The organism is Arthrobacter sp. P1_B3 (genome assembly GCF_056406615.1).
In genome coordinates, this window is record NZ_JBFTZV010000001.1 from 119813 (window position 1) to 145744 (window position 25932).

28 protein-coding genes and 1 tRNA gene are annotated in these 25932 nt (G+C 65.8%); 14 read left to right on the forward strand and 15 right to left on the reverse strand.

Annotated elements, in window-relative coordinates; translation table 11 throughout:
- Positions 1-2 precede the first annotated feature (2 nt).
- Both AC1D2F_RS00540 and AC1D2F_RS00545 read right to left on the reverse strand, forming a co-directional pair.
- Positions 3-485 carry an FHA domain-containing protein FhaB/FipA gene (locus AC1D2F_RS00540; protein WP_091560792.1) on the reverse strand — a complete coding sequence of 161 codons (483 nt, stop codon included), beginning with the start codon at positions 483-485 and terminating at the stop codon, positions 3-5.
- Positions 482-1231, reverse strand: coding sequence for an FhaA domain-containing protein (locus AC1D2F_RS00545; protein WP_229994283.1), 750 nt, complete (start codon positions 1229-1231; stop codon positions 482-484). Before AC1D2F_RS00545 ends, AC1D2F_RS00540 begins: the two co-directional genes overlap by 4 nt.
- A gap of 110 nt (positions 1232-1341) precedes the next feature.
- On the opposite strand from AC1D2F_RS00545, the gene AC1D2F_RS00550 reads away from it, so the two are divergent.
- Together AC1D2F_RS00550 and AC1D2F_RS00555 are read left to right on the forward strand one after the other, a co-directional pair.
- Positions 1342-1476: a hypothetical protein gene (locus tag AC1D2F_RS00550; protein WP_290369371.1), complete on the forward strand. Its 135-nt coding sequence runs from the start codon at positions 1342-1344 to the stop codon at positions 1474-1476.
- Positions 1477-1615: 139 nt separating this feature from the next.
- A tRNA-Leu gene (locus tag AC1D2F_RS00555) sits at positions 1616-1698 on the forward strand.
- A 308-nt stretch (positions 1699-2006) separates the two neighbouring features.
- On the opposite strand, the gene AC1D2F_RS00560 is transcribed toward AC1D2F_RS00555, so the two are convergent.
- Positions 2007-2495: a hypothetical protein gene (locus AC1D2F_RS00560; protein WP_476965979.1), complete on the reverse strand. Its 489-nt coding sequence runs from the start codon at positions 2493-2495 to the stop codon at positions 2007-2009.
- 114 nt (positions 2496-2609) lie between these two features.
- Here AC1D2F_RS00560 and AC1D2F_RS00565 point away from each other — a divergent pair, with 114 nt between their 5' ends.
- Entirely contained in the window at positions 2610-4493 is a 1884-nt protein-coding gene (locus AC1D2F_RS00565) for a hypothetical protein (protein ID WP_476965980.1), read from the forward strand.
- Positions 4494-4760: 267 nt separating this feature from the next.
- Here AC1D2F_RS00565 and AC1D2F_RS00570 read toward each other — a convergent pair whose 3' ends face one another.
- The gene (locus AC1D2F_RS00570) at positions 4761-5471 is read right to left on the reverse strand and encodes a TetR/AcrR family transcriptional regulator (protein ID WP_229994280.1); all 711 of its coding nucleotides are present in this window, start codon (positions 5469-5471) and stop codon (positions 4761-4763) included.
- Between the two features lie 181 nt (positions 5472-5652).
- Between AC1D2F_RS00570 and AC1D2F_RS00575 the strand changes: the two genes are divergently transcribed.
- From AC1D2F_RS00575 to AC1D2F_RS00595, 5 genes are all read left to right on the forward strand, one after another.
- Complete coding sequence (locus tag AC1D2F_RS00575) at positions 5653-7041, forward strand: flavin monoamine oxidase family protein (protein ID WP_229994279.1); 1389 nt, start codon at positions 5653-5655, stop codon at positions 7039-7041.
- A gap of 43 nt (positions 7042-7084) precedes the next feature.
- The gene (locus AC1D2F_RS00580) at positions 7085-7999 is read left to right on the forward strand and encodes a universal stress protein (protein WP_476965981.1); all 915 of its coding nucleotides are present in this window, start codon (positions 7085-7087) and stop codon (positions 7997-7999) included.
- Between the two features lie 14 nt (positions 8000-8013).
- Positions 8014-9546, forward strand: coding sequence for an APC family permease (locus tag AC1D2F_RS00585; RefSeq protein ID WP_229994286.1), 1533 nt, complete (start codon positions 8014-8016; stop codon positions 9544-9546).
- A 346-nt stretch (positions 9547-9892) separates the two neighbouring features.
- Positions 9893-12091 (forward strand): multicopper oxidase family protein, encoded by a 2199-nt coding sequence (locus tag AC1D2F_RS00590; RefSeq protein ID WP_229994277.1) that lies wholly within the window; start codon positions 9893-9895, stop codon positions 12089-12091.
- Positions 12088-13233 carry a hypothetical protein gene (locus AC1D2F_RS00595; RefSeq protein ID WP_229994276.1) on the forward strand — a complete coding sequence of 382 codons (1146 nt, stop codon included), beginning with the start codon at positions 12088-12090 and terminating at the stop codon, positions 13231-13233. Before AC1D2F_RS00590 ends, AC1D2F_RS00595 begins: the two co-directional genes overlap by 4 nt.
- Before the next feature lie 58 nt (positions 13234-13291).
- Here the strand turns inward: AC1D2F_RS00595 and AC1D2F_RS00600 are convergent, their stop codons facing one another.
- Together AC1D2F_RS00600 and AC1D2F_RS00605 are read right to left on the reverse strand one after the other, a co-directional pair.
- Positions 13292-13930: an NADPH-dependent F420 reductase gene (locus AC1D2F_RS00600; protein ID WP_229994275.1), complete on the reverse strand. Its 639-nt coding sequence runs from the start codon at positions 13928-13930 to the stop codon at positions 13292-13294.
- Between the two features lie 52 nt (positions 13931-13982).
- The gene (locus AC1D2F_RS00605; RefSeq protein ID WP_229994274.1) at positions 13983-14615 is read right to left on the reverse strand and encodes a hypothetical protein; all 633 of its coding nucleotides are present in this window, start codon (positions 14613-14615) and stop codon (positions 13983-13985) included.
- Between the two features lie 186 nt (positions 14616-14801).
- Here AC1D2F_RS00605 and AC1D2F_RS00610 point away from each other — a divergent pair, with 186 nt between their 5' ends.
- Positions 14802-15179 (forward strand): VOC family protein, encoded by a 378-nt coding sequence (locus AC1D2F_RS00610; RefSeq protein WP_229994273.1) that lies wholly within the window; start codon positions 14802-14804, stop codon positions 15177-15179.
- Between the two features lie 40 nt (positions 15180-15219).
- Here the strand turns inward: AC1D2F_RS00610 and AC1D2F_RS00615 are convergent, their stop codons facing one another.
- Both AC1D2F_RS00615 and AC1D2F_RS00620 read right to left on the reverse strand, forming a co-directional pair.
- Positions 15220-15828, reverse strand: coding sequence for an NADPH-dependent FMN reductase (locus tag AC1D2F_RS00615; RefSeq protein ID WP_229994272.1), 609 nt, complete (start codon positions 15826-15828; stop codon positions 15220-15222).
- 141 nt (positions 15829-15969) lie between these two features.
- Positions 15970-16374, reverse strand: coding sequence for a DUF5997 family protein (locus tag AC1D2F_RS00620; RefSeq protein WP_229994271.1), 405 nt, complete (start codon positions 16372-16374; stop codon positions 15970-15972).
- 124 nt (positions 16375-16498) lie between these two features.
- Here AC1D2F_RS00620 and AC1D2F_RS00625 point away from each other — a divergent pair, with 124 nt between their 5' ends.
- Positions 16499-17254 carry a LysR family substrate-binding domain-containing protein gene (locus AC1D2F_RS00625; protein ID WP_229994270.1) on the forward strand — a complete coding sequence of 252 codons (756 nt, stop codon included), beginning with the start codon at positions 16499-16501 and terminating at the stop codon, positions 17252-17254.
- 24 nt (positions 17255-17278) lie between these two features.
- Here the strand turns inward: AC1D2F_RS00625 and AC1D2F_RS00630 are convergent, their stop codons facing one another.
- Positions 17279-17614, reverse strand: a complete 336-nt coding sequence (locus AC1D2F_RS00630) for a hypothetical protein (protein ID WP_476965982.1) — start codon at positions 17612-17614, stop codon at positions 17279-17281.
- A gap of 97 nt (positions 17615-17711) precedes the next feature.
- Here AC1D2F_RS00630 and AC1D2F_RS00635 point away from each other — a divergent pair, with 97 nt between their 5' ends.
- The gene (locus AC1D2F_RS00635; protein ID WP_229994268.1) at positions 17712-18032 is read left to right on the forward strand and encodes a DUF6221 family protein; all 321 of its coding nucleotides are present in this window, start codon (positions 17712-17714) and stop codon (positions 18030-18032) included.
- A 101-nt stretch (positions 18033-18133) separates the two neighbouring features.
- On the opposite strand, the gene AC1D2F_RS00640 is transcribed toward AC1D2F_RS00635, so the two are convergent.
- From AC1D2F_RS00640 to AC1D2F_RS00665, 6 genes are all read right to left on the reverse strand, one after another.
- Positions 18134-18643: a flavin reductase family protein gene (locus AC1D2F_RS00640; protein ID WP_476965983.1), complete on the reverse strand. Its 510-nt coding sequence runs from the start codon at positions 18641-18643 to the stop codon at positions 18134-18136.
- A 159-nt stretch (positions 18644-18802) separates the two neighbouring features.
- Complete coding sequence (locus tag AC1D2F_RS00645) at positions 18803-19294, reverse strand: DUF1097 domain-containing protein (RefSeq protein ID WP_229994266.1); 492 nt, start codon at positions 19292-19294, stop codon at positions 18803-18805.
- A 90-nt stretch (positions 19295-19384) separates the two neighbouring features.
- Positions 19385-20656 (reverse strand): metal-dependent hydrolase family protein, encoded by a 1272-nt coding sequence (locus AC1D2F_RS00650; RefSeq protein WP_476965984.1) that lies wholly within the window; start codon positions 20654-20656, stop codon positions 19385-19387.
- Positions 20657-20700: 44 nt separating this feature from the next.
- On the reverse strand, positions 20701-21609 hold the full coding sequence (locus AC1D2F_RS00655) for an alpha/beta fold hydrolase (RefSeq protein ID WP_476965985.1): 909 nt from the start codon (positions 21607-21609) through the stop codon (positions 20701-20703).
- Entirely contained in the window at positions 21606-22478 is an 873-nt protein-coding gene (locus AC1D2F_RS00660) for a fumarylacetoacetate hydrolase family protein (protein ID WP_476965986.1), read from the reverse strand. The genes AC1D2F_RS00655 and AC1D2F_RS00660 overlap by 4 nt, the downstream gene beginning before the upstream one ends.
- A 132-nt stretch (positions 22479-22610) precedes the next feature.
- Positions 22611-23252, reverse strand: a complete 642-nt coding sequence (locus AC1D2F_RS00665; protein WP_476965987.1) for a GntR family transcriptional regulator — start codon at positions 23250-23252, stop codon at positions 22611-22613.
- A 225-nt stretch (positions 23253-23477) separates the two neighbouring features.
- Between AC1D2F_RS00665 and AC1D2F_RS00670 the strand changes: the two genes are divergently transcribed.
- The 3 genes from AC1D2F_RS00670 to ureC are packed head-to-tail and all read left to right on the forward strand — an operon-like array spanning position 23478 to position 25930.
- Positions 23478-23780 carry an urease subunit gamma gene (locus AC1D2F_RS00670; RefSeq protein ID WP_229994261.1) on the forward strand — a complete coding sequence of 101 codons (303 nt, stop codon included), beginning with the start codon at positions 23478-23480 and terminating at the stop codon, positions 23778-23780.
- A 9-nt stretch (positions 23781-23789) separates the two neighbouring features.
- Positions 23790-24155: an urease subunit beta gene (locus AC1D2F_RS00675; RefSeq protein WP_229994260.1), complete on the forward strand. Its 366-nt coding sequence runs from the start codon at positions 23790-23792 to the stop codon at positions 24153-24155.
- Complete coding sequence (gene ureC, locus AC1D2F_RS00680; protein WP_476965988.1) at positions 24152-25930, forward strand: urease subunit alpha; 1779 nt, start codon at positions 24152-24154, stop codon at positions 25928-25930. Before AC1D2F_RS00675 ends, ureC begins: the two co-directional genes overlap by 4 nt.
- Positions 25931-25932 lie beyond the last annotated feature (2 nt).

Below are 25932 nucleotides of genomic sequence, written 5' to 3' on the forward strand. Positions count from 1 at the left end.
GGCTACGGCCTCAATTCAATGACCGTCTTGCCGATTCTCACGGGGACGCCCAGCTCCACCGGGAGGGCCCGGGTCAGCTGCTGGTCTGCCAGATAGGTGCCATTAGTGGAGCCGAGGTCCTCGATGAACCAGCGGCTGCCCTGCGGGAACAGGCGGGCGTGGCGGCCCGAGGCGTAGTCGTCCTCCAGGACGAGGGTGGCCTCCTGTGCCCGGCCAAGGAGGATGGGGCTTGCCGCGAGGGGGATGGTGGTGCCCTTCAGTGGTCCCTCGGTCACGATCAGCTGGCGGGCCTGCTGTTTGACGGGGGCGGGCGGGGGCTCGGCGAGGGCCGGATTCTTGCGTACCTGGCGTGCCGTCGGGGCCCCGGCCGCCGCCTTGCGGCCGATCATCAGATCACGGCGCATGGCAGAGACAATGCTGAAGATCAGCACCCACAGGAGGATAAGGAACCCGAAACGCAGGGCCGTGATGGTCAGTTCGCTCATGCGCGGCCGCCTGTGTTGGCGGGCAGTAGGCGGAAGATGATTTTAGTCCGTCCCATCATGATCGTGGCGCCGTCAGCAAGTTCCGAACTGCCCACGATCTTTTGGCCGTTGACGTAGCTGCCGTTCGTGGAGCCGAGATCGATCGCCTGGGCCGTACCAGGCCCGGTCCGGATTTCCAGATGGCGGCGCGAAACACCGGTGTCGTCAATGAGGATGTCTGCTTCCGAGGACCGGCCGAGGACGATCGACGGCGCGTTCAGCGAGTAGCGCTGGCCGTCGATGTCCAGGACGGGTTGAAGCTGTGCCGGCTGGCGTGTCGGGGCCGCCGGTAAGTTGCCGTGAACTCCCGGCTGCGCAGGGGCGGAAGGGGCGTTGGATTTCTCGGTCCGCGAGGAGATGTCGAAATCCCCGGCGCGGTGCTCTTCATCGCGGCGGAAACTGATCCGGACCGGCCCCTGAAGGGTGTAGCCCTGGCTGCGGACATGGTTAATGACGACGTCGCACAGTTCTTCCGCGAGGGGTGTGCCCCATTCCTGGGCGCGCTGGAAGTCGTCGCTGCTAAGAAGGACGTCAAAAACGTTGGGGGCCAGGGTGCGTCCCGCGGCGATTGTGATGGCCTTGTTGTCGACCTCGGTGCGGAGCCGGCTCGCGATCTCGACAGGCTCAACCTGGGCGCGAGAACCGGTGGAGAAGACTCCGCGGACGGCCTTTTCGATGCCGCGCTCGACTTTGTCCAGCAATCCCATGGTCCTTCTCCTTTCCTGTTGGCTGCAGAGCAGCGCTCGTTCCGGAACTCGGTTTCCAACTTTTGCGAGCCCGCGCTCAGCAGACACTCCTACATCAGATACTACTGGGCGTGTCTGGGAATGGCCTCAACGGACGCCGCCGGGCCGACGTCGAAATATGCGCCGACTGCGCCCTGACGTGCGCGGACATCGCCTCCGCGGCTGGCCCGGCGGGCGCCGACGTGACGTCCGGCGACCGGGTATGACTGGCCGGGAATACACCGCAATCCGGGACCTGTCCGGCTCGATTGGTGTTTTCGCGCAATTGTCCGTTATGCTTGATCTCGCTGCTTTTACGAGGTTGGCGGTCCGGGAAACCGGCCCTATCCGAGTGGAAGAAGTTGCGCGCGAGTGGCGGAACGGCAGACGCGCTGGCTTCAGGTGCCAGTGTCCGAAAGGGCGTGGGGGTTCAAATCCCCCCTCGCGCACGCAAATCGAAAGAACCCCGGTCTTCGGACCGGGGTTCTTTCGTTTAACCCCAGGCGACTAACCCACGCGACGTCAGGTTTCGCCCACGCGACACGACTACGGGGCTGGCTCAAGACCAGAAGTGCGATGACTGCGCACAAGCGCTGGCTTGACGGCGAGCCGGTCCAGTCCGTCACGGGCCGCGATGTGCCCCCGAGGTTGTCCTGGCCGGCGCCGCGGTCGAACAGGCCGCCCACTACCGAAGCCCTCCCGCACCGGCTGTCACCTGCGCGGGAGGGCTTCTTCATGTCTGCGTGCCGCGGTCCGGTTACCTGAGTGGCCGCACCGAAGCCAAGACGGTGGTCTTGAAGCCGGTCCTAGAACCGGTCGCCTTAACCATGATGGTCTTGCCTGCGTCGGAGGCGGTGAGCTTGTAAGACTTCGCAGTAGCGCCCGGAATCCTGACGCCGGAGCGGTACCACTGGTAGGCGAAGGCGGAGGGCGTCGGCTGCCAGCCCCCGACATGCACGGTCAGGGTGGATCCGGGCTTGGGTGTGCCCTTGATGATGGGCGTCGCCACCAGGGGGAACGTGCCGGGGCCGATTTTCGCGGACTGTACGGCCGGATGGATGAGGCCGGGGCCGGCCTTGAAGCTAAGCACGGCATCGGCCGGGACAGGCTGATACCCCAGGGATGTCGCACCCTTGATCGGAGTTCCGTTGCGGTACCACTGGGGTGCGGCGGTAATGATGGAATTGGTTGTGTTGCGGCGTGGCTCTGGGTGTGGCTGACGCCCTGTGAGGGTTTGTCCTGACATTGATCTGTCCGCCGACGTCGTCCGCCCCCACGGTGACCGCCGAAAACAGCAGGCAGGGCACTACTATCAGCAACAGGGCCGGGGGGACCGGCCCGCTGACCCTGGGGGGAACAATTGAACAAGAAGGCCATCCGTCTCGGCGCCGCCGGGGCCCTTACCGCCCTGTCGCTGGCCGGTTTCGCCGTTCCGGCGCACGCAGGCTTCCTGCCGTCCTGCGGCCCGATCGTTGATTCGGTCAAGCTCTGCACGGGGCCGGACGGGAGCCAGGAGCCGGTGATGGTCAACAGCCCGGTTGCCGGCCCGCGGCCGATTATCGGGGGCGCCCTGCTGGTCGGCAACACCCTCACCGTTTATGACGGCGCCTGGGATCCGTCCAACGCGACGCTCACGCACCAGTGGCTGCGCAACGACGTACCGATCCTGGGCGCCACCGGTACCACGTACCGGCTGACCAGGTCGGACCTCGGAAAGGGCATCCGGGTCAAGACCACGGGCCGTGCTCCGGAGTACAAGGCAACCACCGTCCAGTCCACCAAGACGCCGCCGGTCACGGACGCCGCCGGCGCCGTTCCGACGGTCAAGGCGGGGTATGTTGGCTTCGAATCCCTGGGCGCAGAAGAGGGTGAATACTGGCCCGTCGTCGTCGCCCAACTGGGGGACTGGGGCCCGAGTGGCGTCCAGTTCCAGTATCAGTGGCTCCGTGACGGCTCGCCCATCCCGGGTGCCACCGCCCCAAGATTTGATAGGACAACGTGGGGTCCGACGGGGCTGCTCAGCCTCCGGGTCACCGGCTACGCCGCCGGCCTCGATCCGGTCACCGTGACCTCCGCAGCCAGCCGCGGCACCTTCACCCCCGAGAGGCCCGGCGCTGTGGTCACCGGCGGCACCGAGGTGGGGGACGTCCTCACCGCTGTCGACCTTCGCTGGTTTGACCACACCGATCGGAACACCAGCGATTGGAATGAGCACCGCTTCCAGTGGACGCGCGACGGCATCTGGATTCCCGACGCTACCGAACTGACCTATACGATCACCGCCGAGGACCAGGGCCACACCCTGGAGCTGGTGACCGAATCTGGCGGGCTCGAGGCCAGCTCCAACTCAGTGACCGTCCCCCCGGCCGCGGGCACGGTCATCCCGGCGCCCCCGGCGCCCCCGGAGCCCCCGAAGGTTGAGCTGAAGCCGCTGACGAACGTCACCAAGCCGGTCCTGACCGGTACCGCCGTGATTGGCACGGCGATGACGGCGACGGCCGGCACCTGGTCCGAACCTGCCGAAAATCTGACTGTCATCTACTACTGGCAGTCCCCGGACGGGAAGGTATCGGCCACCGGCCCGACGTTCACCCCCAACATGACCCAGCTTGGGACGACGGTCACGCTCATAGCGACCGCCACCGCTCCCGGATACACCACCGCCTGGGCAAAGGTCACCGCGCCCAAGCCCGTGACCGCGCCGGACCCGACCCAGACCAAAGCCCCGGCCATCCGGGGCAACGCGACAGTGAGGGAGAAGCTCACCGTCTCCACCGGCACCTGGTCCGGCTATGCCCCGGGAATGACAGAGACCCGCCAGTGGGTGCGCGACGGCGTCCCGATCGCCGGGGCCACCGGCCGGGACTACACACTGGTGGGCGGCGACTTCGGCAAGAAAATCTCCGTCAAGGTCACGTCCACGATGGGCGGCAGGATCCTGAAGACCCAGACGACCGATACTACGGCGAAGGTGGCTGCTGCGGCGCTGAGCTCGGCCACGCCGACGATCGCCGGCACCGTCAAGGCCGGGACAGTGGTGACCGCGAAGCCCGGCACCTGGACCTGGGGCACTGCCTTCAAGTACCGCTGGCTGCGCAACGGCGTCCCGATCTACGGCGCAACAGAGTCGACCTACAAGGTCCGGACGGCCGACCGGGATAAAAGGATTACCGTCCGTGTCACAGGCTCCCGGCTCGGCTATACGACCGTCACTCGGACCAGCGGAGCGTACTTCGCCCGCTGACCGCAGGCCTCCCCGGCCATTGCAACGGCACGCCGCGAAGGGGTACAAATCCCCCGCGCACGCAATTGAGAGAACCCCGGTCTTCGGACCGGGGTTCCCTTGTTTAACGTCCAGCTGTAGTCCGGCGTCGGGCTATCCCCATCTTTGCAGGCTCGGGCCGGCGTGTTGCACCGAACCGCAGGCTTGTGGCGGCGTCGTGCCGTTGAAGGTGGGGAACCCGCGGCGGAAATCTGCCTGCCGGCGAACTGCCTGCCCGGCGACGGACCGCTAGGCCGCCCGCAGCGCTCCGAGTCCGGCGAGAAGTGCCTCAAGTCCCAGGCTGAAGGCGACGTCGGCCGGCTTGTCATGGCTGTCCTCGGCCAGACGCTGGACGGCAGAGGTGAAATGCGGCGTCGAGGCGGCCATGGTCCCGGAATCGAAGATGTCCGCCGGTGCCGTGACGTCGTAGGCGGAGCCAAAGATAAACGATTCGAACGCCACGATGGCCGGGATGATGCGCTCCTGGGGAAAACCCGCGCGGCTAAAACCGGCACTGACGGCCTCATACATGGCCAGCGTCTTGGGTGCATCCGTCACGGGGAGTACGGCGATGACCGGGATCAGCGGCGTGTGCTTGGAGAAGACATCGCGGTAGCTCCAGGCCCAGTCCCTCACCGCTTGCTCCCAGGGCCCGGCCTCGAACGCGGCGACGTCCACGAAAGAGGTCAAGTGGTCCTGGACGAGCACCAGCACGTCCCGCTTGGAGGAGACGTGGTTGTACAGCGCCGAGGGCGCCACGTTGAGGGTCCTGGCCAGGGCAGCCATAGTGAAGCCTTCGTAGCCGCTCTTGCCAATCAGCTGCAGGGCCGCCGCAGTGATGCCGTCCTGGTCCAGCACGGCCGCGGCGGGCCGGCCCACGCGGCGGCGGGGCTTGGCGGCGGGGCCGTGCTGGTCTGCCGGGCTGTGCGGATCGGCGGGGACGCTGGTTGCTGCCGTCATTCCGGGCCTTTCTTCTAGCTCTGCTGTCGGTTCCGGGACTTAGCCCATTCTGCCCCCAACTTTACGGGCGAAATTCACCAGGCAGTGGGTCTTCCCTGAAGCGTTGGAAAGGTCTATCATTCTAAATGAACGGCATTCATTTAGTGGTCCGCATCACTCTAGCGGCCACGGGGAGGACATCATGCTGAATCTTGACCGCGACGTCGTCATCGTAGGGGCCGGCCCCTCCGGGCTGACCGCCGCCCGCGAACTGAAGAAGGCCGGACTGAGCGTGGCAGTGCTCGAGGCACGGGACCGCGTGGGCGGCCGGACCTGGACCGACACGATTGACGGGGCAATGCTCGAAATCGGCGGCCAGTGGGTCTCGCCGGACCAGACGGCACTTCTGGGGCTCCTGGATGAGCTCGGATTGCAGACCTACTCCCGCTACCGCGACGGCGAGTCCGTTTACATCGGCGGAGACGGCAAGCGCACCCTGTACACCGGTGACACGTTCCCCGTCGGCGAAACCACCGCCGCCGAAATGGACAAGCTCACGGCGCTGCTCGATTCCCTCGCCGCGGAGATCGGCGCCGAGGAGCCGTGGGCACACCCCAAGGCCCGCGAGCTGGACACCATTTCCTTCCACCACTGGCTGCGGCAGAACTCAACCGATGAGGAAGCCTGCAACAACATCGGCCTGTTCATCGCCGGCGGCATGCTGACCAAACCTGCCCATGCCTTCTCCGCCCTGCAGGCCGTCCTGATGGCTGCCTCCGCCGGGTCCTTCAGCAACCTCACGGATGAGGACTTCATCCTGGACAAGCGGGTTGTCGGCGGAATGCAGCAGGTTTCGCTGCTGCAGGCCGCCGAACTGGGCGGGGACGTGGTCCTCGACAGCCCGGTCCGCACCATCAACTGGGCCGAGGACGCGAGCGGGGGATACCGCGTCACCGCAGTCTCCGAACGCGCCACCGTGAACGCCCGCTTCGTCATCATGGCCGTGCCGCCGAACCTCTACTCCCGGGTTTCCTTCAACCCGCCGCTGCCCCGCCGCCAGCACCAGATGCACCAGCACCAGTCCCTTGGCCTGGTCATCAAGGTCCACGCCGTCTACAGCACGCCGTTCTGGCGCGAGGACGGGCTCTCCGGGACCGCCTTCGGCGCCGGCGCCATTGTGCAGGAGGTTTACGACAACACGAACCATGAGGACCCCCGCGGCACGCTGGTGGGCTTCGTCTCGGACGAGAAGGCCGACGCGATGTTCGAGCTCAGTGCCGCGGACCGCCGCCGCGCCATCCTCGAATCGATTGCGTCCTTCTTGGGCGAAAAGGCCCTGGATCCCGAGGTCTACTACGAGTCCGACTGGGGCTCGGAGGAATGGACCCGCGGAGCCTACGCCGCCAGCTACGACCTCGGCGGGCTGCACCGGTACGGGAAGGACCAGCTGAAGCCGGTCGGACCCATCTACTGGTCTTGCTCCGATCTCGCGGCCGAGGGCTACCAGCATGTCGACGGCGCCGTACGGATGGGGCAGATCACGGCCGCCCTGATCGTCGCAGCAGCGGACCGCGCGTCCGTCGCATCGTAGAAAACCCCAACAGTCAGTTCAATCTAGTTAGGAGAGCGGCCAGATGCGTTACGTAGTGGGGTACTCAGCCAATGCCAGAGGCCATGATGCGGTCAATCTGGCCGTCTCCCTGGCGCTCGGGCGTGGAGCGAGCCTGGACCTTGTGCTGGTGGTGCCCGAAGTGCAGCAGTCCGGGCACGCCGTCGCGCCGAAGGCTGGCTTCGAAAATCTGCTCAATGAGCAGGCCCAGGAGTGGCTCGACCAGGCCCTGGCGCTGGTTCCATCCGGTGTCCCCGCGCAGGCCCACATCCGCACCGGCGACTCGGACGCGCACGCGCTGATCGAGGCGGCCGGGGAACTGGGCGCGGACATGCTCATCATCGGCGCAACCAGCACCGGGATCTTCAAACGGTTCACGATCGGGTCGGTGGCCAGCGCCCTGCTCCACGCCTCGACCGTTCCGGTGGCTCTGGCACCGCACGGCTACCACCGCCAGGAGGCCCTGACCCGGATCAGCTGCGGGCTCGGAACCCGGGCCGGCGCCGAGAAGCTGCTCGATTTTGCCCTCGGCATGGCCGTGAACCGGCAGGTTCCGCTGCGGGTGGTGTCGCTCCTGGCGCTCGACGGCGGCGATGCGGCCGGCGCCGCGGAGGCGGCGCGGGAGTACGCGGCGAAGCACCTGGCCGCCGCCCTGCCCGGCGGCGGGCAGGAGGTCCGGGAAGAGGCGAAGTCGGAAGTCGTCGTCGCACAGGGCCGCAGCATCGAAGAAGCGGTGGACCGCCTGGGCTGGGAAGACGGCGAGGTCCTGCTGATCGGATCCAGCCGGCTTGCCAAGGGCCGGTCCATCTTCCTCGGCAGCACGGCCAACCGCATTCTGCGCGCCCTGCCGGTGCCGATGATCGTGGTCCCCAGTGACTATGAACTGAAGCACCTCAACCATTCAGCGTCGAATGACACCCCAGGAGAGGCACAACAATGAGCGCAGACCATGCGATGTCCAAGCCATCGCACACAGGACAGCAAACAGGACATCTCAGCGAACAGCAACACGGACTGAGCGAGAAGGGCCTGAAGGCCGGATCCGTGGGGCTCATCGGCGCTGTCGTCATCGGTATTTCCTGTATCGCCCCGGCATACACCCTCACGGCGGCCCTGGGCCCCACCGTCGCCGAGGTCGGCGTGCAACTGCCGGCGATCTTCCTGGTGGGCTTTGTCCCCATGCTGCTGGTGGCGTTCGGCTACCGAGAACTGAACAACGCCATGCCCGACGCCGGCACCTCGTTCACGTGGGCCTCGCGGGCGTTTGGCCCGTGGATTGGCTGGATGGGTGGGTGGGGGCTCATTGCGGCGACGATCATCGTGCTCTCGAACCTGGCCGCCGTCGCAGTGGACTTCTTCTACCTCATGCTGGCGCAGCTCACAGGCAATCCCGAGCTCGCCGACCTCACCACAAACCTGCCGCTGAACATCGCCACCACGTTAGTGTTCATCGCCCTCGCGTGCTGGATTTCCTACCGCGGCATGGAAACCACCAAGTCCGTCCAGTACGTGCTTGTGGGCTTCCAGTTGCTGGTCCTCGGTTGGTTTTCCGTGGCTGCGTTCAGCCACGTCGCCAACGGGACCGCCTTCGACGCCACTGCCATCTCCCCGGAGTGGTTCAACCCCTTCGCGGTGGGATCCTTCTCCGCCTTCGCCGCCGGCGTGTCGCTGTCCATCTTCATTTACTGGGGCTGGGACGTCACGCTGACCATGAACGAGGAGACCAAGAACCCGGAGAAGACCCCGGGCCGTGCCGCCACACTCACGGTGCTGGTCATCGTGATCATTTACATGACCGTTGCCCTGGCCACGCTGTCCTTCGCCGGCGTCGGCGAGACCGGCCTCGGTGCCGGCAACCCGGAGAACCAGGGCAGCATTTTCGCGGTCCTTGCGGGGCCGGTGATGGGCCCCTTCGCCATCCTGATGTCCCTGGCCATCCTGAGCAGCTCCGCCGCGTCCCTGCAGTCCACGTTCGTTTCCCCGGCGCGCACACTGTTGTCCATGGGTCACTACAAGGCCCTGCCGCAGAAATTCGGCAACATCAGCCCCACGTACAAGTCCCCGAGCTATGCCACAATCGCCTCGGCAGTGGCTGCCGCCGCGTTCTATGTCATTACCCGGACGACGTCGGAGAATGCGCTGTGGGACACGATCACGGCACTGGGCATGATGATCTGCTTCTACTACGGCATCACCGCGTTGGCCTGTGTCTGGTTCTTCCGCGCCGAGGCGTTCAGCGGAGCGAGGGCGTTCTTCTTCAAGTTCCTCGCACCTCTCCTGGGCGGCGTCATCTTGCTGGTCATGTTCTTCAAGACCGCCTACGACTCCATGGATCCCGCGTACGGATCAGGTTCGTCAATCGGCGGCCTGGGGCTGGTCTTCATCCTCGGCATGGGCGTCATCCTGCTGGGCGTGGTGCTCATGCTGGTCATGGCCAAGATCCGCCCCGAGTTCTTCAGGGGTAAGGTCCTGACCCGCGGGCATTGAGTCTGCCGACGGTTTCAGGAGGGTCTCCGTCCGGCAGCCATTGGAAAGCAACCACGCTTACCGATGGGCTGTCCGGAGGGGGACCTTTCTGCGTTGGAACCGCGAAAGCGCAAGGAGCGAGCTTTAGGCCCGCTGAAGGGAGGAGTCCCGCTCCGGAAAGCCCAGTGTTTCCAAAGGTCTGCCACGCATAGTGATGTGGTCAGCGGCGGAGGGCCTAGCGAAGCTGAGCCCACAGGGTAGGGAGTTTCCTCGTGATCACTCTTCAACTTAGGGAACGACGTGCCTGGGATGGCGGCCCCGGGGCGCAGGGCGGCCTTTCGGCCCCATGCGAAGGGGGCGCGGACTGATGGGCGAGGAATCTGCCGACGCAGGCCGGGTGTCCCGTCGAACCGTTTTGAGGCTGGGTGCGGCAGGGGGTGCCGGTGCCGCGCTGGTTGCCGCGCAGGGCCTGGGGGTGCCGTTTCTCGCGCAGAGGGGTCTGCTCACGGCCGACGGCGCGTTCGCCGCCACGTCCGCAGCGCTCGGTGACACCCTGTTCTACATTGAGAAGTTCCCGACGAGCCCGCTGATCCTCTCGCCGTTCAGCGACCGGCTGCCCATCCCGAAGGCGCTCGCCCCGGTGCCGAAGTCGGTGTACAGCGCCTGGCCGAAGCCGCCGGGGCCCGGACCGGGCCAGCAGAACTCGCTGCGCAACGAACGGCATCAGATCTGGCCGAGCCAGATCGGCTATCCGGACCCGATCGTCTACAAGATCGACGTGCAGCTTCGGACCCACTCCTTCACCACGTCGCAAGTGCTGCCGATCGACTCGGACGGAGAGCCGACGGAGTCGTTCGACTCATCCGGCAGGACGTACGCGGCCGGCACGAAACGCACATTGCCGCCGAGCACGATCTACGGCTTCAACGGCACCTTCCCCGGCCCGATGATCAACGCCGAGTACGGCAGGCCGGCGCTCGTCCGCTTCGAGAACCACCTGGACGAGAACCCGCTCAACCTCGACCGCCAGGATTTTGGCGCCCCGGACTGGTCCTTCCTGACCCACCTGCACAACGGTCACACCGCGCCCGAGAGCGACGGCAACCCGCACTACTCGATGGTGTCCGGGCCGAAGCACCCTGGCTTCAGGCCGCAGATGTTCGTCGACAACCTGTACCTGAACTGGCCGGCCGGTGGAGACGACCGGGAGAAGCAGAGCTTCTTCTGGTTCCACGATCACACGATGGATCACACCGGCTCGAACGTCTACAAGGGCCTGGTCGGCCTGTACCCCATCTACGACCCGAAGAACGGTCTGGACATGGGGGACGAGCGGCGGGGCCTCCGGCTTCCCGGCGTCCGCACAAACAACTCGGACGGTTCCTTCGACGTCAAGTACGACATCCCGCTGGCCTTCTCCGACTTCCGCCTTGACGACGGCGACACGGTGCACAAGGACATCCATGACGTGCAGGGTGAGTTCCCGGACGCCAAGAACCCGGCCAAGCACCCCGAGTGGTGGGGCAAGACGTTCTACAAGCACTTCCCCAACCACGGTTTTGTGGGCGACATCTGCACAGTCAACGGAACGGCCTTCCCGGTACTGGAGGTGAAGCGGCGCAAGTACCGCTTCCGCTTCCTGGACGCCTCGGTCTCGAGGATCTACGAATTCAAGCTGATGAGCTCGACGCAGGGTCCCAAGTCGTCGGCGTCGCTCGGCTACGTCGACGACGAGCTCCAGGGCCAGTACCGCATCCCCGACGCCCAGCAGTGCATGAAGTTCACCCAGATCGCCTCGGACGGTGGGCTCCTGCCGTTCGCGATCAAGCGGGACTCGTTCGAACTGTGGCCGGCCAAGCGGCGCGAGGTCATCGTCGATTTCACCAGGTACCAGGACGGCACGCCGACCACTAAGGGCGACGTCGTCTACCTCACCAACGTCATGAAGATGCCCAACGGGCGGATGTGGTCCAACTCCTCCCGCTTCTTCCCCGATCCGGCCTACAAAGTGCCGCTGCTGAAGTTCGTGATCGGCGACAGCGCGCCGGACGACAGCCGGATCCCGGCGGCTCTGACTCCTCTGCGTCCGCTTCCGCCGCTGCCGAGCAACTGGCGGAACCTGTTGGACAACCGCCTGATCTTCGAGGTGAAGCGGGGCGCCCTGGGCGGCGAGACCGAGTGGCTCATCAACGGCAAACCCTTCGACCCGACGACGGTGGCGACGAGCCTGAGAAACAAGGCCGGCGCGACGCCGCTGGCCGCGCCAAAGAAGAACAGCTTCAACCTCTGGGAGGTCCGCAACGGCGGCGGCGGCTGGGTGCATCCATTCCACCTGCACATGGAGGAACACCGAACCGTCATGCGCAACGGCAAGGACGTGACTGTTACGCCGGATACCGGGCATCCCGACGACGTCTCGAAAGAAGACCTGGCGGCGCTCGACCCGAACGAGTCGGTGATCCTTTACCGGGGATTCCGGGACTTCGTGGGGCCGTACGTGGCGCACTGCCACAACCTTGCGCACGAGGACCACGCCATGATGTTCGGCTGGGAGATCAGACCATGACGCTGCGGGAGATGATCGAGAACACGAAGCTCGCCAACGCCGGGATCGAACGCAGCGGCTCGATCCCGGGCCGGCCAGCTGTTCCGTGGCTGACGGTTGTATCCCTGTCTGTTGTGATGGCCTACGCTGACGGCTTCTGGATGATGTCGCTGCGCGGTGCCGTAGGGGCCATTGAACGCACGGAGGAGCCATTCGCGAGCTGGCTGCGTGAGTCCACCCTGGTCCTGCCGGTTTTCGTCTTCGCAGTGCTGGGCGCCATGACGCTGGCGCTCCATCTATTCGGGCCGGAACTGCGCAAGTCGAGCACGGTTCTGACGGCACTGCTGATCGTTGCGGCCGGAACCGCCGCCGGCATCGCATTCATCACGCTCAACTCGGCCTACGATTATCAGCTGCAGTCAAATCAGCTGCAGCTGATTGATTCGATGAGCCATACCTGCGCCGAGGGGAGCTGCCTCGCGCTGCAACAGCAGGCGTCTTTCGGGCTTCAGATGCGCGCTGTGGGCTACGGCAGCGGGATACTCCTGGTCACCAACCTCGTCCTGGTCGGCTGGGTTGTGGCGATTCGGGGCGGCCGATTGGACGTCAGCAGGACCCGGCGGCGAACTGCTCGCGGCAGGGGAATTGACCACCGACGGCTGTTTCTAGCTGCAGCGCTGGTCGGCAGCGCCGCCATCCACGCTGCAGTCGTACCGGAGCATTTTGGCGAGTGGGCCGCAGCCGGTGTCTTCTTCGCAATTCTCGCTGCAGCCCAGCTTGCCCTTGGCCTGTTGTCGCTAGGCAGGCGGCACCGTGCCCTGCTCAAGGCTGTCGCGGCCGTCTCGATTGTTCCGCTGGCGCTGTGGTTGTGCTCCCGGACCGTCGGACTGCCTTTCGGACCCGCCGCCGGCTCCCCTGAATCGGCCGGTATGCCGGACATTGCTGCCGGCGTCCTGGAGTTGGGCACACTGCTGGTTGCCGTCGCCCTGCTCCGTGACAGGGACCGGCTCCCCCGACGCCCCTTAGTGTCAGCCCACATCCGCTCGCTCCCGGTTGTGGCGGCGATCGCTATTGGCGTCCTGGGTCTCGCCGGAACCGCCCCAGCCTGGTTCGGCAACCCGGGTAGCTCCGGGAACGAGTCTGTAGAGTTCCCCCACCACTGAGGTGCACGGGTTCCCCTGACCGGGCATAACGGACTACTCCATAACGGCTGAGTTTCCGCTAGTCGATGATTTTCAGGCCGGTGCCCCAGTTGAAGGTTGGATACGCGGGGTTGGCCTGCAGCGCCATCACCAGCAGCATGAAGCCCTCCAGTTCACGGGCGTGGCGTAGTCCGCCCACTTGGAGCGGACGCAGCCCGGCGGCTTCGGCGAAGGCCGCGACCTCGTTGCGGGCCTGTTCGGAGTCCGAGGCGATGAACACATCCATCGGTGGGCCTCCGGCCGTACCGGAGCCGAGTGGGCCGGCGAAGGTGGTGTTGAAGGCTTTCACCACCCGTGCGCCCGGCAGCAGTGCGGCGATTTCCTCGGCCGCCGACGTCCCCGGGGCGACAACGAGCGAATCGAAAGTCTCGGTGTCGATGGGATTGCTGATGTCCACCACGGTCTTGCCGCTGAGCGTATCGCCGAAGTGTGTGGCAACTTCCTTGGCCGGGCCGAAGTACAGTGCCAGGATGACGATGTCGCCCTCGGGAACCTCGCTCAGGGCGCCGGGGCTAGTGTTGCCGCCAAGTTCAGCAGCGAGCTTGGCGGCATTCTCCGGAGTCCGGTCCAGAACCTGGACGGAACGACCGGCGGCGACAGCCCGGGTGCCGATTGCCCGTGCCATGTTGCCGCTGCCGATGATCGTGATGTCAGTCATGATGGAACCTTTCCGAGGTTGCCGGGAACTGCCGGATCGGCAATTCCGGGAATCAGCTGTGCGCGTGGTCCGGACCAGAGAACCCGGCGGTGCCCACGCCGGCCGCGCGTTCGGCGGCGGCCAGGGCATCTTCCAGGCGCTCCACAGCCGGGGCGTAGGCGGCATCCGTGCATGCACGATCCGTGCGGCCGCCGAGGCGCTCGGCGGCCTTGATCGCCCGGATAAGGGCCGCCGTTTCCGGCTGCCGGGGATCGCTCATCGCAGGGTAGTCAATCGAGAACCCCGGATCCAGTTCGTACCGCTGCCACCGGGCGAGGGCGCTCCGGTGCCGTGCGGCCGCCGCCTCGTTCTTGAGCTGGGTCTCCCGGCTGGCCCGGCGGGCATCCTGCCGGGCCAGCAGCCGGGGTGCCGCTGCCAGCGCCGCCCAGGCCGCCCCTGCGGCCAGCATCCCGAGCGCCAGACCGGCCCAGGGCCAGGTTGAGGAGGCAAGGACTATGACGGGCACAACGACGGCGAGTCCGGCGAAAACGTCCCAAAACGCGCCGTCTGCGCCCTCTGAGGGTCCGTCTTTGGCTGCCAGATGCTTGCGGGCGAAGTAGACCGCGGCGAACGCCGCCCCGGCAACCAGGATGGCGAGGGCGAGGAACTGCCCGGCCGCGAGGGCACCGGATAGTGAAAGCGTCATTGCACACCTCCCCGGAACGGTCCCGGGCGGGCGCTGTTCCGCTAGTTCCATTGGAATCCCTGGCGGCGGGGCCGTCAATGCCCTGCCCGGCCGGGGCTATGCCGCCCGCCGGCACAGGCCGCCAAGGCTGGCGCGAAGGCCCAGCCACGGTTCCGTCACGGATCCTCCCGGCGTAGCCTAGGGGCCATGCGACTGAAAATGTGCAGTATCCACGTCAAGGATCCAGCCTCGGCCCATGAGTTCTACACCGGCACGCTGGGCTTCGAGACCCTGATGGCCATGCCGGAACACAACCTGTTCATCGTCAAGGATCCGGACGGTGCCGGGGGTGCCGGACTGCTGCTGGAGCCCAGTGACAACCCGATCGGCGCGGCCTACATGAACGGCCTGCACGATGCCGGAATTCCAGCGATCGTCTTTGGCGTGCCGGACGTGCGCGCCGAATATGACCGGCTGGCGGCCAAGGGCGTGATGTTCCAGGCGGAGCCATCCGAGGGCCCCGCCGGGACCAGCGTGGTGATGGATGACGGGTGCGGGAACTTCGTGCAGCTGCACCAGGACTAGTTACCGGACCAGCCACGTCCGCGTGGGTTAGGCGCGGGGCCTAACGGCTCACTTTGTCCTTGTCCGGGTGCTCGTCGCCGATATGGCCTGGCGCGTTGGCGGCCAGGACCCGCGCCACAAAGGAGCCGTATTCCTCCATGTAGTGCCGCAGCAGCCCGGCCGTGGCTTCGTCCTTGACCTCGCCGTCCTCGCCGTAAACCTCCGGAACAAAGCGGATGTACGCCTCCGGCGCATTCAGCTGCGGCGCGTCGAGGAAGCTCAGCACGCTGCGGAACGAGGACTGCATCACTGCGGTCCCGATGCCGCCCGGGGAGGCGCCGATGATCCCGGTGGGCTTGCGGGCGAAGGAGTTGGTGCCCCAGGGCCGGGATCCCCAGTCGATGGCGTTCTTTAGCGCTCCGGGGATGGACCGGTTGTATTCAGGGGAGACGAACAGGATGCCGTCGGAAGCTGCGACGGCATCCTTGAGGGCCTGCCCCTCAGGCGGAAAAGCGGCATCAAAATCGGGGCTGTACAACGGCAGGTCTTTGATGGGGATCTCCGTGAACTCCAGTTCCGCGGGTGCAAGCCGGATCAGGGCCTTGGACAAGGTGCGGTTGATGGAACTGCTCGAGAGACTCCCGACAAAATATCCGATCTTGAAGGCCATGGCCTTTTCCTTCCCGATGATCCGCCGGTGGCTGGTGGATGGGGACTCGGAGGGGGATCGGGCCGGCGGTCCCGACTCATTCCGCGAGCATAGTCCTGGGTCCGCGGGATGAAAATAGGGGCCGGAAGAAAGTGCGTGCGGCTATTCGGCCCTGGCGCGGGCTTTCTTGGCGTCCTTCTTGGCGGACTCGTCCTTGACCCGCTGGGCCTCGGCACGGACGGCGGCATGGGTGGCGCGTTCGGCGACAAGCCATGCCGGGGGAGCCTGGAGCAGTGCGGTGATTTCCGCCGTCGTCAGCGCTTCCTCAACACCACCGCGGGACAGGCCGCTGATGGAGACGTTGAGCTTCTGCGCCACCACGGGCCGCGGGTGCGGGCCGTTACGGCGCAGTTCCGCCAGCCACTCCGGCGGGTTGGCCTGGAGCTCGGCGAAATCAGCGCGGGTGATGGCCGAATCCTGGAACTCCTGGGGTGTCGCCGGCAGGTAGATGCCAAGCTTCTTGGCAACGGTGGCCGGCTTCATGGACTGGGAGTTTGCAGAGGTCATAGTTCAAGGGTATCCGGCGGGATGCCCGCAGGGCACCAGCTCAGCACGAAACCCAGTACCAACTCCGGCACCGTGCCGACACCGGGGCGGACCCCGGCGCCAGCGGTGGCGGTACTGTGAACATGTGTCCGCAGCAGAAGAAGCACCCCAGACCCCCGACGAAACCGCCGTCGTCCCAGCCGTTGCAGTTGGGCGCGAGCTGCGCTTCGCGTACGTCGCCGGTGTGACACCGGGAAAATGGATCCGGCGCTGGGAGGAGCGGATGCCGGACGTGCCGCTGCACTCCTTTATGTCCGACGACGGCGCGCAGCTATCCGTGCTCCGCGACGGTTCCGCGGATCTGAGCTTTGTCCGGCTCCCGGTGGAACGCGAGGGCCTCAGCGTGATCCCGCTCTACGAGGAACAGCCAGTGGTGGTGGCACCCAAGGGGCATGAGATCTCTTTGTTTGAAGAAGTGGACCTGGCGGACTTGTCTGCCGAGACCTTCCTCGACGCGCAGGAACTCGGCGGCGCCGCGATGGCCCTGCAGGTGGTGGCATCCGGTGCCGGGCTGGTGATCCTGCCGATGTCCGTGGCCCGGCATTTCAACGTCAAGGACACCGTGGCGCGGAAGCTCACAGGTGCGCCCGGAACGGAGATCGCCCTGGCCTGGCCCAGCGACACCACGGACGAGGTCATCGAGGAATTCATCGGGATTGTCCGCGGACGCACCGCGGCGAGCTCCCGCCAGCCCTCGGCGCAGCAGGAGAAACCCAAACGGGAGCCCAAGCCGGACCGGCGCGGCACCGGAGCCGCCAAAAAGCCCAAGGTGGCGCAGCGTTACGCACCAAACCCGGACAAGGGCCGAGGCAAGGGATCCCGGAAAAAGGGGAAACGCTAGGGCGCTGCCCGCTCCCAGCGTGGGTTACTTGGCGCAGGCGTCCTGAAGGGCCTTGACGGGTTCGGCCGGAACCTGGTCGCCGGAGTCAGCGATCTGGCGCAGCGGGGTGGTGATCTCAGCGGGCGCACCCGCGGTTTCCGCACCGGCGACAAGGCCGCCCAGCAGTTCTTTGTCCTTGACGCTGACCAGGCCGTCCTCCACCAGGGCGCAGGCCTGCTTCTTCACTTCAGTGCCGGCCGCCGCGGCAACCTGGGATGCCCCGTCGTTGACGGCTTTTTCGGCAGCGCCCTGCACTTGGCCACAGCCGCTCAGGGCGACCAGCGAGGCGGCAGCGGCAAGGGCGGCGAGACGTCGTTTCATTCATCCACCCTAACAAGCGCGCCCGGTGCCGCGATCCCGGAAAAAGGGGAAACGCTAGGCGTAGCCGCGTGAGCGCCGCCGCGCATAGGCTCGGTTAGTGGACATCGTCGAGTTTTTGACCGCACGGATAAAGGAAGACGAAGCTGCCGCCCTGAAGCTGCTCGGCGACCCCACGCTGGCCGTGTCCGGCGAGTGGTACGAACGCCGCCTGCTCCGCGAGTGCGAGGCCAAGCGCCTGCTCATCGGCATTATCGAATCCGCCCGCCAGTCCGTGCTGGCCGCGCTGGTCAGCCAGGATTCCGCCGACGCCGGATGGGTTCCGGATGTCATTGAATGGACCACACTGTCGCTGAATACGTTGGCCCTGCCGTACGCCGACCACCCGGAATTCCAGGCCCACTGGCGGATGCCCGGGTAGGGGTCAACCGGGAGCCGTTGACGGGTGCCGGTGCCGCCCCGTAGATCAGGGGGCACGTGCGCGACATCGTGTTCTCCACACCAATACGCACACAGATGGCGTCAGCGGGGGAGGAGGCCTGAGAATTCGTGGTTTTGGAAGACAAGGGGGTCTGTCGTGCTACTCGCGCTGAGGCCGAGGACGGGTGCCAGGACGAAGGCGTGGTCACCCATGGGCGTGACGTTCTCGAGCTGGCATTCCATGGATGCCAAAGCGCCTGTGGCCAGCGGGGCGCCGAAATTGCCCCGGGTCCAGAATTCGTCGTCGAAGCGGTCTGCGTCCTTTTTGCCGAGTTTGCGGCAGAACTGTTTTTGGGTTGAGGCCAGGATGCTGATGCCGAGCACTGTGGCTTTGTTGAGTTGTGGCCAGCTCGTGGATTCGTGGCTGACGAAGAAGCCGACAAGACAGGGGTGCAGGGAAATGAAGACGAATGATCCGACGATCATGGCGGCTCGTTCACCGGTGAGTTCGGGCTGCCCGGCGACGACGGTGACGCTGGTGGGCACCTTGGACATCACGTCCCGGACATGAGTGGGATCGATGGTGCTGAGCTGTTCGGTGACGATGGTCATGGTGCCTCCTTTGGCTACCGGTGCTGCTGTGGACGGCGCGGTTCCTCTTTCGTGGAGGCCTACGGGAGTTGATGGATGGCTCAGGGTGCCACCAGCGTCGTAAATCTGGCCGGTGGCACCTGACATGTAGGGATGCCATGGAAGGGCCGCTCTTGACGTTTAGCCGACAGGTTGGGTTTCTGTATGCGGCGCGGGTGCCTGGGCCTTCTTGCCGGCGTTGGTGAGGAGGCTTGCGGTGTATTCGGAGAGCCAGCCGAGGCCGGCGCCGGCGATCAGGGCCATGCAGGTCCCGGCCGCATCGAAGGTTGTGCCGAAGTACGCGGCACATCCGGCGAAAGCTCCGGGGATGAAGCCCAGAACGGTCCAGCGTGCCTGCACGCACATCCCGAAGGCGGCGATGGCGACGGAGATGCCGAGCGCGCCCGGGATGGGGAGGTTCGCCGCTCCCCAGACGATGGCTGCGCCCCACAGGATGCCGGAGAGGTTGGCGGGGATGGTCTTGAGGAGCCCGGCGGGTTTGCCTCCGGCGGCGAAGAAGCATGCCCAGGAGAGGAACCCGACCCAGGTGATGAGGCCGAAGAGGGTGCTGAACTGGGTCCAGAGTCCGGCGAGGATGCCGGCGGTGATTCCGATGGTGACGAGGGGCTTCATTTGGTGTTCCTTCAGGTCAAAATGGCGTCATTGTCTTTTGAAAGGAATGAACTGAGCACGGCCCCGGCCAGAAGCCGGGGCCGTGGCGGGTTAGAGGTGGGTCAGTGCGAGGTCTGGTGCTGCTTCCGGGGTTGCCGGGCTGTGTTCGGCCGGTGCGCGGTGGAATTCGCCGTTTTTCATGACGGCGGTGATCTTGGTGATGTCCTGCAGAATCGTGATGTCCTCGAGCGGGTTGCCGTCGACCAGGATGAGGTCGGCGTAGAAGCCGGGCAGGACCTTGCCGAGCTCGTTGGGCTTTTCGAAGAGTTCCCCGCCGAGGGCGGTGGCGGCGATGATGGCCTCCATTTCGGTGTAGCCGAAGAGCTTGACGAAGTGGTCCAGGTCGCGGGCGTAGGTGCCGCGGGGTGTCCAGGCGAAGCCGTAGTCTCCGCCGGGAAGGACGCGGATGCCGCGGCGGCGCATTTCCTGGATGGCTTTGCAGGCGATTTCGAGTTCGCGGGCGTAGCCGGCTTTTTCGGCGGCTTCGTGGGAGTAGCCGAACGCGGCGGCGTCGTTGAGGGTGGCGACGATCCAGTTGATGGCCGGGGCGACGAAGACTCGGTCCTTGGCGGCTTCGAGCATGTCCATGCCTTCGTCGTCGATGTATGAGGCATGGTAGATCATGTCCACTCCGGTCTTCAGGGAGATGATGACCGAGTCGCGGCTGCGGGCGTGGGTGCAGACGCGGACGTGACGGCGGTGGGCCTCGTCCACCGCGACCTGGAGTTCCTCTTCGGTGATGTAGGTGTCAGTGGCTGCCTTGGAGCCGGTGATTTCCTCACCGGAGATGCTGAGCTTGATCTGATCCACGCCCAGGCCGATAGTTTCGCGGACGACCTTGCGCATTTCCTCGACGCCGTCGGCGATCTGGGTGATGCCGGGGACGAGGTCGCCGGCAGTGGTGGCGATTTCCTGGCCGTTCGCCAGGTAGCGGGGGCCGGGAATGTCGCCGGCGTTGATGGCGTTGCGGACGACAACGTCGAGGCGCTTCTTGGCGCTGGCGGCGCCGAAGCACATGGTGTAGCCGTAGTCGATGTAGGTTTTGGCGGACTGTACGGTGTGGAGCAGGTGTTCTTCGACCTGCATGGTTTCCAGACCGTTGAGGTCCCCGTCGTTCCAGGTGAAGTGGGTGTGTGCGTCGCACAGGCCCGACATCAGGGTCTGGCCGCGGCCGTCAATGACCTTGACGCCCTCGCGGGGCAGGTTCCCTGAACCGGCGCGGACGTCGGTGATGCGCTCATCGACGATCAGCACTTCGCCCAGGAAGGGCTGGGCTCCGGTGCTGTCGAGGATGTTGACGTTGGTGAAGAGAGTTTTCGACATGACTTCGTTGTCCTTATCTTGAGATGGAGGCGGTGGCGCGGTTGTTAGGGGGCCTTGCGGATCTGCATGGTGATGTTCTGCTGGCGGCGGGACTGGCAGCCGGGGCTGGCGTTGCTGCACGCGCAGGTATTCTTTGTCGACGGCGTGAGCGTTGTGCTGGTGAGGAAGTCGAGGACGGCGGCGGTGACGAAGTCCGGCGCCTCGGGTACTGTCCAGTGGCCGGTTCCCGGGGCGACCAGAAGTTCGGCGCTGCCCAGCTCTGCTGCCATGGCCTCGTTGGAGGCCGGGGTGCTGACTTTGTCCTCGCTGCCGGTGAGGAGCAGGACCTTGGACAGGATCGTGGTCAGGTCCGGGTTTCTCGCGGCGGCGAGGGCCTCGCAGGCCTGGGCGTACGCTTCCGGGTCCTGGCCGAGGAGCAGCTCGCGGACGAAGGGCCGGACCAGCGGGTTCCCGATCGCTGCGTGGTCGGCGGTGGCGGCGTTGGCGACAGTGTCGGCTACGGCAGCCATGCCCTTCTCCCTTACGAGGACGGCGCGTGCACGGGTGGCGTCCTTCGCGGCCTGGGCCTGTTCGCGGACCGGGCCGAGCAGGACGACTTCCCGGACCAGGTCCGGGCGCGTCGATGCCAACTGCTGGACGATGAGGGTCCCCATCGAGTGCCCGACGAGGTGCGCCCGTCCGGAGGCAGTCTGGGACTCGATGACCAGGGCCAGTTCGGCGGTCAGGGATTCGAGGTTGAGTCCCCCGGCCCGGGGTGAGCGTCCGTGTCCGCTGAAGTCATAGCGGGTGACCCGGAACCGTTCGGCCAGCGAGGCGACAAGGGGTTCGTAGAAGCTGGTGGTGCCGCCGAGCCCGTGGACCAGGACGATGTCCGGGCCGGAGCCCGTGGTTTCGACGAAGAGCTGTTTCGTGCCGACGGCCGTCAGGCCGGCGGCGACGGTTGCGGTGCTCATCGTCCTTCTCCGACCCGGTTGCTCAGGGTGCCGAGCTTGCTGATGCTGATCTCGACGACGTCTCCGGTGGTCAGGAACCGCGGCGGGGTGAAGCCGATGCCGACGCCGACCGGGGTGCCGGTGGCGATGATGTCGCCGGGCTGGAGCGTGATGCCGGCGCTGATGGTTTCGATGATCGTGGGGATGTCGAAGATCAGGTCGGCCGTGGTTGCCTTCTGCCGGGTTTCGCCGTTGACGGTGCAGAGCAGGTCCAGCGGGCCGTCGCCGACCTCGTCGCGGGTGACGGCCCAGGGGCCCATCGGTGCGTGGGTATCCAGGCTTTTGCCGAGGAACCACTGCTTGTGGTCTTTCTGCAGGTCGCGGGCGGTGACGTCATTGATGATCGTGTAGCCCCAGACGTGGTCCAGCGCATCGGCCTGGCCGATGCCGCGGCCGCCCTTGCAGATGATGACCCCGAGCTCGGCTTCGTAGTCGAGTTCGGAGGTGACACCGGTGTGGGGGTCGATGTCGGCGCCGGTGCCAATCACGGTGGAGGGGGCCTTGGTGAACACGACCGGGTATTCCGGCTGGTGGCTGGCGCTGGCCGTGGCGTCGTAACCGGAGTTCGCGAATTCCTTGGCGTGTTCGACGTAGTTGCGTCCGACGCAGAAGATGTTGCGGCGGGGGAGCGGGATCGGGGCCAGCAGTTCCACGTCGGTGATGTTGACGGCCGGGCCGGTGCCGGCGGCGATCTGCGCTGCGGCGTCGTCCCAGTTGTCGATGAGTGCGAGCAGATCCTGCGAGCCGGGAACGGCGGTCACGGTCGAGGCGTCGTCGCTGAGGACGCCGGTCTGCTCGGTGCCCTGGTGGCGGAAAGTTACGAGTTTCAAAGTGATCTCCTTTGATCGATTATCGATAATTGATGAATAAGACGATACATGAGGGTGATCGGCAGCACAAGGGGAAGGCTCAAGAATCCATCGCCGGCAGTCTTTGGATCCGGGTTAGCCCTTAGGGAGGGTCTACTCCTGGGGGAGGACGGAGTATTCGTGCTGGTGCTCGATGACGAGCCTGGTGCAGAGTTCCGGCGTACCGTTTTCGAACGCTTCCAGGATCGGGACATGGGCTTCGGCAGCGGCGTGCAGGTCCACGTGGCCACGGACGACGGTGGCCATGGTCCGGGCCTCGACGTACAGGGAATCCCAGATTTCCGCCATGAGCCGGTTCCCGGTGGCGACAACAACGGCGCGGTGAAAAGCTGTGCTGTATTTGGCGATGCCATGGGCATCGTTCGCTGCAGCGGCTTCGCGCATGCCTGCCAGCGCTTGGCGTAGTGGTGACGGGTCGGCGTGCAGGGCCGGATAAGCAGCTGCGGCGGCCGTTCCCTCCAAGGCCAGGCGGACAAAATAAACCTCCGCAAGGTCATCCTGGGAAGCAGACCTGACGAAGGTTCCGCGGCGGGGGATGTTTTCGACCAGCCTGGTGGAGGACAGTTCCCGGAGGGCTTCGCGCACTGGAGCCTGGCTGACGCCGAACTCCTTGGCGAGCTGGAGTTCCACGAGGCGCATGCCGGGAGGGTAGGTGCCGTCGACGACGCGGTCCACGATGGTCCTTCTGACCTTTTCCGAGAGGCTCTCGTTATCGAATGCTGCTGACACCGCCATGACATAAGTCTTTCACAGTGCGTCCTTCGCACCTGCTGCTTCAGAGTCGCTCCAAGCTTGTTCATGTTATAGGCCTTGCAGTGCAGGCTCCGGGTCCCTGAAGGCGGGCGCGCGGGCTCGAGCGCCGGCAGCCCCGGAAACCTGCAGGAAATCTCACCGGCCTAGTCTGGTCACACCGCGGCATCTGCGGTCCGCCAGCCGGCCGGTTCTTGAAGGGATTCCGTCATGCACCTCTTGCCCCGTGAACAGGAAAAGCTCATGATCGTGGTCGCCGCGGACCTCGCCCGCCGCCGCCAGGGCCGCGGACTGAAACTGAACTTCCCCGAGGCCGTCGCCGTCATCAGCTACGAACTGATGGAGGGCGCCCGGGACGGCCGGACCGTGGCGGAGCTCATGAGTTACGGAACCACCCTCCTTAGCCGCGACGACGTGATGGAGGGCGTACCGGAAATGATCCACGACGTCCAAGTCGAGGCCACCTTCCCGGACGGCACCAAGCTCGTCACCGTCCACGATCCCATCCGCTAGGGGGCTTTCATGATTCCGGGAGAATACGTTCTCAGCGCCACGGCGCTGGTGATCAACGCCGGCCGCGAGGCGGTGACCGTCGCCGTGACCAACACCGGTGACCGCCCCGTCCAGGTGGGCTCGCACTATCACTTTGCCGAAGCGAATCCGGCGCTGCATTTTGACCGGCAAGCCGCCTACGGCCGGCGCCTGGACATTCCCGCCGGCACCGCCGCACGGTTCGAACCGGGGGACAGCAGGACTGTCCGGCTGATTGAACTCGCGGGCAGCCGTGAAGTGCACGGCCTCAGCAACGCTGTCAACGGCGCCCTCCACAAGACCGGACTCCATGTTTCCGAACTCCACGTTTCCGAACGGATAGGTGACGCACCGTGACTTTCGAGTTGTCCCGCAGGCAATACGCGGACCTCTACGGCCCGACGACCGGCGACGCGATCCGCCTGGCCGACACCGATCTGTTCCTTGAGATCGAGAAAGACCTCACCGTCTACGGCGAGGAAGTGGTGTTCGGCGGCGGCAAGGTGATCCGCGACGGCATGGGCCAGAACGGCCAGTTGACCCGGGACGGTGACGTCCAGGGGGGAACCATCCCGGACACCGTGATCACCAACGTGGTGGTGCTGGACTACACCGGCATCTACAAGGCCGACGTCGCGATCCGGGACGGCCACATCTTCCGGATCGGCAAGGCCGGCAACTCGCAGATCACCGACGGCGTGGACATCGTGATTGGCGCGAGCACCGAGATCATTGCCGGCGAGCGGAAAATCCTGACGGCCGGCGGGGTGGACTCCCACATCCATTTCATCTCCCCGGACCAGGTTCCCGCGGCCCTGTGCAGCGGGGTGACCACCATGGTGGGCGGTGGCACCGGTCCCGCCGAAGGCACCAAGGCCACCACCGTCACGCCCGGAAAATGGCACATCCAGCGGATGCTGCAGGCTGCCGAAGGGCTCCCGATCAACATCGGCCTGTTCGGCAAGGGGCACGCGTCCGCCGTCGAGCCTCTGGCCGAGCAGATCCGCGCCGGCGCGATCGGGCTGAAAGTCCACGAGGACTGGGGTTCGACCACGTCCTCCATCGACACCGCGCTACAGGTCGCAGATCAATACGACGTCCAGGTGGCCCTCCACACCGACACCCTGAACGAGTGCGGCTTCGTGGAGGACACCATCCGGGCCATCGGCGGCCGCGTGATCCACACCTTCCACACCGAGGGCGCCGGCGGCGGGCACGCCCCGGACCTCATCAAGATCGCGGGGCTGCCCAACGTCCTGCCGGCATCCACCAATCCCACCCTGCCGTACACGCGGAACACGATCGAAGAGCACCTGGACATGCTCCTGGTCTGCCACCACCTGAACCCGGACATCCCGGAGGACGTGGCGTTCGCGGACTCCCGCATCCGCGCCGAGACTATCGCCGCCGAGGACGTCCTGCAGGACCTGGGCATCTTCGCGATCACGTCCTCGGACTCCCAGGCCATGGGCCGGGTGGGCGAAGTGATCATCCGCACCTGGCAGGTGGCCGACAAGATGAAGAAACAGCGCGGCGTGCTCAAGGACCCCGACGGCTCAGGCGACACCGCAGCCGGTGTGCACGGCGCCGCTGCGGGTCTGGGGGCGGAGAGCGACAACTTCAGGATCAAGCGCTACGTGGCGAAGTACACCATCAACCCGGCCATCGCGCAGGGCATGGCCGACTCGATCGGTTCGGTGGAGGTCGGAAAGTTTGCCGACCTGGTGCTCTGGGACCCGGCATTCTTCGGGGTGAAGCCGGAGCTGGTGCTCAAGGGCGGCCAGATTGCCTACGCCCTCATGGGGGACGCCAACGCCTCGATTCCCACCCCGCAGCCGCGGACCATGCGCCCGATGTTCGCCGCCTACGGCAAGGCGCTGCAGCAGTCCTCTATCACCTTCCTCTCCCAGGCCGCCATCGACGCCGGGGTTCCGGCGGAGCTCGGACTGGAGAAAGTCATCCGGCCGGTGTCCGGCATCCGCAGCCTCACCAAGGCGGACCTCAAGTTCAACGGCGCCACCCCGGATATCGAGGTGGACCCGGAAACGTATCAGGTGACGGTCGACGGCGAGGACGTCACGTGCGAACCGTCGGACGTCCTGCCCATGGCGCAGCGCTACTTCCTTTTCTAGGC

Bases quoted from the DNA above. Each gene is read 5' to 3' on its own strand.
- AC1D2F_RS00540 (WP_091560792.1), bottom strand. From the start codon at position 485: ATGAGCGAACTGACCATCACGGCCCTGCGTTTCGGGTTCCTTATCCTC.
- AC1D2F_RS00545 (WP_229994283.1), bottom strand. From the start codon at position 1,231: ATGGGATTGCTGGACAAAGTCGAGCGCGGCATCGAAAAGGCCGTCCGC.
- AC1D2F_RS00585 (WP_229994286.1), top strand. From the start codon at position 8,014: ATGTCCAAGCCATCGCACACAGGACAGCAAACAGGACATCTCAGCGAA.
- AC1D2F_RS00670 (WP_229994261.1), top strand. From the start codon at position 23,478: ATGCACCTCTTGCCCCGTGAACAGGAAAAGCTCATGATCGTGGTCGCC.
- AC1D2F_RS00570 (WP_229994280.1), bottom strand. From the start codon at position 5,471: ATGACGGCAGCAACCAGCGTCCCCGCCGATCCGCACAGCCCGGCAGAC.
- AC1D2F_RS00655 (WP_476965985.1), bottom strand. From the start codon at position 21,609: ATGAGCACCGCAACCGTCGCCGCCGGCCTGACGGCCGTCGGCACGAAA.
- AC1D2F_RS00595 (WP_229994276.1), top strand. From the start codon at position 12,088: ATGACGCTGCGGGAGATGATCGAGAACACGAAGCTCGCCAACGCCGGG.
- AC1D2F_RS00590 (WP_229994277.1), top strand. From the start codon at position 9,893: ATGGGCGAGGAATCTGCCGACGCAGGCCGGGTGTCCCGTCGAACCGTT.
- AC1D2F_RS00560 (WP_476965979.1), bottom strand. From the start codon at position 2,495: ATGTCAGGACAAACCCTCACAGGGCGTCAGCCACACCCAGAGCCACGC.
- AC1D2F_RS00600 (WP_229994275.1), bottom strand. From the start codon at position 13,930: ATGACTGACATCACGATCATCGGCAGCGGCAACATGGCACGGGCAATC.
- AC1D2F_RS00620 (WP_229994271.1), bottom strand. From the start codon at position 16,374: ATGACCTCTGCAAACTCCCAGTCCATGAAGCCGGCCACCGTTGCCAAG.
- AC1D2F_RS00645 (WP_229994266.1), bottom strand. From the start codon at position 19,294: ATGAAGCCCCTCGTCACCATCGGAATCACCGCCGGCATCCTCGCCGGA.
- AC1D2F_RS00675 (WP_229994260.1), top strand. From the start codon at position 23,790: ATGATTCCGGGAGAATACGTTCTCAGCGCCACGGCGCTGGTGATCAAC.
- AC1D2F_RS00575 (WP_229994279.1), top strand. From the start codon at position 5,653: ATGCTGAATCTTGACCGCGACGTCGTCATCGTAGGGGCCGGCCCCTCC.
- AC1D2F_RS00580 (WP_476965981.1), top strand. From the start codon at position 7,085: ATGCGTTACGTAGTGGGGTACTCAGCCAATGCCAGAGGCCATGATGCG.
- AC1D2F_RS00650 (WP_476965984.1), bottom strand. From the start codon at position 20,656: ATGTCGAAAACTCTCTTCACCAACGTCAACATCCTCGACAGCACCGGA.
- AC1D2F_RS00630 (WP_476965982.1), bottom strand. From the start codon at position 17,614: ATGAAACGACGTCTCGCCGCCCTTGCCGCTGCCGCCTCGCTGGTCGCC.
- AC1D2F_RS00605 (WP_229994274.1), bottom strand. From the start codon at position 14,615: ATGACGCTTTCACTATCCGGTGCCCTCGCGGCCGGGCAGTTCCTCGCC.
- AC1D2F_RS00640 (WP_476965983.1), bottom strand. From the start codon at position 18,643: ATGACCATCGTCACCGAACAGCTCAGCACCATCGATCCCACTCATGTC.
- AC1D2F_RS00610 (WP_229994273.1), top strand. From the start codon at position 14,802: ATGCGACTGAAAATGTGCAGTATCCACGTCAAGGATCCAGCCTCGGCC.
- AC1D2F_RS00615 (WP_229994272.1), bottom strand. From the start codon at position 15,828: ATGGCCTTCAAGATCGGATATTTTGTCGGGAGTCTCTCGAGCAGTTCC.
- AC1D2F_RS00665 (WP_476965987.1), bottom strand. From the start codon at position 23,252: ATGGCGGTGTCAGCAGCATTCGATAACGAGAGCCTCTCGGAAAAGGTC.